Below are 3477 nucleotides of genomic sequence, written 5' to 3' on the forward strand. Positions count from 1 at the left end.
TCCGCGACCGCGGAGATCTTGCCCTGGTGCAGGAGGATGTAGGGGTCCTCGAGGACGGTCTCCATGCGCTCGGCGTCGGTGACGAAGTACGCCGAGATGTAGCCCTTGTCGAACTGCATGCCCTCGGTGAACTCCAGCTCGGTGCCCATGGTGTTGGACTCCTCGACCGTGATCACGCCGTCCTTGCCGACCTTGTCGAAGGACTCCGCGAGGAGCGAGCCGATGTGGCTGTCGCGGCTGGAGATCGTGGCGACGGCGGCCATGTCCTCCTTGGAGTCGACCTCGCGGGCGGCCTCCCTGAGCGCGTCGCTGACGGCGCCCGCGGCGGCGTCCATGCCGCGCTTGAGCCCCATCGGGTTGACGCCGGCCGCGACCGCGCGCAGGCCCTCGTGGACCATCGCCTGGGCGAGCACCGTGGCGGTGGTGGTGCCGTCACCGGCGATGTCGTTGGTCTTGGTGGCGACTTCCTTGGTCAGCTGCGCACCGAGGTTCTCGAACGGGTCGTCCAGCTCGATCTCCCGGGCGACGGTCACGCCGTCGTTGGTGATCGTCGGGGCGCCCCACTTCTTGTCCAGGACGACGTACCGCCCCTTGGGACCCAGCGTCACCTTGACGGTGTTGGCGAGCGTGTCGACGCCCCGCTCGAGCGCGGCGCGAGCCCGCTCGTCGAACTCAAGAATCTTGGGCATGGCTCTCCTCAAAGAGTTCGGGTCGTGTGCCCGGGAGCCACCCGGAGGTGGTTCTCAGGCACACGACCCGGTGGGAAATCAGGAAACGACCGCGAGCACGTCGCGCGCGGAGAGGATGAGGTACTCGTCTCCGGCGTACTTCACCTCGGTGCCGCCGTACTTGCTGTAGATGACCTTGTCGCCGACGCTCACGTCGAGCGGGACGCGGTTGCCGTTGTCGTCGATGCGGCCCGGGCCGATGGCCAGCACCTCGCCCTCCTGGGGCTTCTCCTTGGCCGTGTCGGGGATGACCAGGCCGGAAGCCGTGGTCTGCTCGGCGTCGAGGGGCTTGACGACGAGGCGGTCCTCGAGGGGCTTGATGTTGATCGACACTCTTGATCGACCTCCACTTTCGTGTCTCTGACGGGACGGGGGACAAGTCCCCCGGACGTTTGGGCCTGCGGTGTCGGTACGCCGTCGCGGGGGTCGCACCTGGTCGCAAGCGCTGGCACACTCGGGCTGAGAGTGCCAAGTCAGAACTTAGCACTCGCACCTATGGAGTGCCAGTGGGCCCCGGACCGGAAAGATCGGGCAGGGCCAGCCACTCGTCCCAGGTGAGGTCCCGGCCGACGTAGCGCGGCCTCGCGAACGGCCACGACGCGGCGATCCAGCGCGGCACCAGGTCGTCGAGGGCGGCCTCGAGGTCGGTTCCGACGCACTCGTCGACGACCCACCACGAGATCTCGGCATCGGCGCCCTCCTTCTCCGGCGGGTCGATGTAGACGCACCCGAGCAGGGCGGTCTCGTCGGCGTCGAAGAGCGCGTAGTTGAAGGACTCGTGGGTCTCCATCTCCGCGGCGTGGTGGGCGAGGTCCTCGCGGTCCTGCTCCCGGGTCATGGTCGCGGGTGGCCAGCCCCACGCCTTGCCGTAGATGCTCCAGAGCCGCGGCTGGGAGCCCATGACGGCGATCATGTCCAGGTCGACGTCGTCGGCGCGGATCGGCCGCAGGTGGTGGCCGAAGGGCAGGAGCACGCGGGTCGGGTGCTCGAAGTCCTCGGGCAGCCAGGTGGTCGTGGTGTTCATGGGGTTCCTCTCGGTGATGGGGGTCAGCCGACCAGGTCGGCGTACCCGGTCTCGGCCGCACGCCGGCGCAGGGTGGCCAGGCCGCGGCTGGTGTTGGACTTCACGGCTCCGATCGAGCAGCCCAGGACGCGGGCGGTCTCTGCCTCCGAGAGGTCCTCGAAGTAGCGCAGGGCCACCGCCGATCGCTGGCTGGGCGGCAGAGCGGCGACCAGCGGCCACAGCTGCAGGTCGCCTCGACCCTGACCGGAGCGGGCCCGCTCGCCCGGGGTGGGCTCGGGCAGGTCGGAGGTGACGACCTCGAGTCGCCGCCACTTCTGCCGGTACCAGCTCGCCTGCTGGTTCACCATGGTGCGGCGGACGTAGGCATCCGCCGCACCGTGGTGGATGGCACTCCAGCGCGAGCCCACCTTGGCCAGGGCCGTCTGCAACAGGTCCTCGGCCAGGTCCGGGTTGGTCGCGATGGCGTACGCGGCCCGGAGCAGTGCCGGACGACGCTCCCGGACGAAGTCGGCGAACTCGACGGCGGGCTCGGCGCTGGAGTGCGACATCACGACTCCTCGGCGACCCTGGGGCGGGACCGCAGCAGGGCGAGGGCGAAGATCGTCAGCCAGATCGGGCCGACCATCCCCGCCATGTACTGCAGCGGGCTGACGAAGAACAACGCCGCCAGGCCGCCCAGCACGACGCTGGTCCACCCGACGAACCGCGAGTAGCTGCGGTGCCGGAGCGCTGCGATCGCCACGACGAGCCCGGTCAGGCCGGCGCCACCCCAGAGCCACGGAACCGTCCCGATCCAGTGCCCGAAAAAGACAGCGACCTCGGGGACGATCTGGTCCGGGTCGGCGACGCCGAACACGAACTCCGTGGTCAGGGCGCCGCCCATCAGCAGCGCGACGGCCGTGAGCAGGAGCCCGTACGACGCGACCTGCGGCAGCAGGCTGTCGGACCCCAGCCGCTGCCGGAGGTCACGTTGCAGACCCGCGGCGAACACCACGAGCAGCGCACAGCTGACCATGGTGGCGGTGTGGAAGAACATGATCTGCGAGGTCATCTCGGCCAGCCGGTCGGTGATGGCGACGGCGTCGCCGGCGATCCGGTCTTCGTAGACGGCGCCCGAGAGGCTGCTCCCGACGATCGATCCGATGCCGGCGACGCCCGCGCCCAGGCCTGCGAGCTGCCAGCGCCGGGACGTCCCGGACGCGCGCTCCGCGGCGTGGGTGGAGCCGGGGGTGAGGACGGTGGTGGTCACGGTGGAACTCCTGTGGTGAGGTGAACGGCACCGGGTCCGGTGCGCGTTCCCAACCCTCGGGCCGCGGACCGGCCCGAACCACAGACAGTGCGAGATGTACGAGAGGTGTACGGGTCGCGTGGTCAGCCCACGGGGGCGCGCTCCCCCACGGCCAGCGACACGGCCTCCTCGGGGCGCAGTCCCCGGCCCACGTCCAGCGCGTCGTCGTACCGGTCGGCACCGAGGTGGGCACGCGCCTCGGCCTCGGCCGCGGCTCCCGCCCCGGGGTCGGGCCGGTAGAAGCCGTAGCCCCGCGCACCGACCGTCTCCCGGATCCCCTGCGCCGCCCCGAGCAGCAGCGGCACCCGCGCGTGGATGCCCTCGGCCGCCTCGAGCACCGCCATCGCGTCGAGGAAGTAGGCCAGGTTGGCGTGGTCGCCGGTCTTGAGCGACAGCCGCATCCCCGCGTCGAGGTGGGCGCGGGCGCCGGCGCGGTC

At 70.6% G+C, this 3477-nt stretch carries 6 protein-coding genes; all 6 read right to left on the reverse strand.

Going from position 1 to position 3477, the window contains the following annotated elements; all coding sequences use genetic code 11:
* Nucleotides 1-689 (reverse strand): chaperonin GroEL (groEL, locus tag VFN12_RS08890; protein WP_325118287.1); only part of this gene is annotated, 689 nt, incomplete at its 3' end.
* A 78-nt stretch (nucleotides 690-767) separates the two neighbouring features.
* Nucleotides 768-1061, reverse strand: a complete 294-nt coding sequence (gene groES / locus VFN12_RS08895; RefSeq protein ID WP_325118288.1) for a co-chaperone GroES — start codon at nucleotides 1059-1061, stop codon at nucleotides 768-770.
* Between the two features lie 160 nt (nucleotides 1062-1221).
* Entirely contained in the window at nucleotides 1222-1752 is a 531-nt protein-coding gene (locus tag VFN12_RS08900) for a GNAT family N-acetyltransferase (RefSeq protein WP_325118289.1), read from the reverse strand.
* A gap of 23 nt (nucleotides 1753-1775) precedes the next feature.
* The gene (locus VFN12_RS08905; protein ID WP_325118290.1) at nucleotides 1776-2300 is read right to left on the reverse strand and encodes a SigE family RNA polymerase sigma factor; all 525 of its coding nucleotides are present in this window, start codon (nucleotides 2298-2300) and stop codon (nucleotides 1776-1778) included.
* Entirely contained in the window at nucleotides 2300-3001 is a 702-nt protein-coding gene (locus VFN12_RS08910; RefSeq protein WP_325118291.1) for a hypothetical protein, read from the reverse strand. Before VFN12_RS08910 ends, VFN12_RS08905 begins: the two co-directional genes overlap by 1 nt.
* A 122-nt stretch (nucleotides 3002-3123) precedes the next feature.
* A partial coding sequence (locus VFN12_RS08915; RefSeq protein ID WP_325118292.1) for a hypothetical protein occupies nucleotides 3124-3477 on the reverse strand: 354 nt, incomplete at its 5' end.

The sequence above is a fragment of the Nocardioides sp. genome, from assembly GCF_035703625.1.
Lineage (GTDB): Bacteria > Actinomycetota > Actinomycetes > Propionibacteriales > Nocardioidaceae > Nocardioides.

What these genes read in the sequence shown, in the direction of transcription:
- VFN12_RS08900 (WP_325118289.1), bottom strand. Translation starts at nt 1,752, where the DNA reads ATGAACACCACGACCACCTGGCTGCCCGAGGACTTCGAGCACCCGACC.
- VFN12_RS08905 (WP_325118290.1), bottom strand. Translation starts at nt 2,300, where the DNA reads ATGTCGCACTCCAGCGCCGAGCCCGCCGTCGAGTTCGCCGACTTCGTC.